The 270-nt window shown below is 70.7% G+C and carries 1 protein-coding gene; it reads left to right on the forward strand.

Annotation, left to right across the window (positions count from 1 at the left end; all coding sequences use genetic code 11):
* Positions 1-81: 81 nt before the first annotated feature.
* The coding region (locus tag ACSNOK_RS34365; RefSeq protein WP_436784646.1) for a DUF3145 family protein at positions 82-270 on the forward strand (189 nt) is incomplete at its 3' end.

Here is a 270-nt window from a genome sequence, read left to right on the forward strand (position 1 = left end):
GTCACGTGCTGTCCCGGGCGCGACCGGTACGGGCGCGAGGCCGCTGGGGAAGGCGAACCTTGTCCCACACTGGAGGTCCCGGTGACGACACGTGGAGTTCTGTACGTGCACTCAGCACCGCGCGCGCTGTGCCCGCACGTCGAATGGGCCATCGCGGGCGTCCTCGGCCTGCGCGTCAATCTCGACTGGATCAGACAACCCGCCTCGCCCGGCACCTGGCGGGCCGAGTTCTCCTGGCAGGGCGAACCCGGCACCGCCTCCAAGCTGGCG

Origin of the sequence: Streptomyces sp. URMC 126, from assembly GCF_051386555.1 — a bacterium.
Taxonomy (GTDB): Bacteria; Actinomycetota; Actinomycetes; order Streptomycetales; family Streptomycetaceae; genus Streptomyces.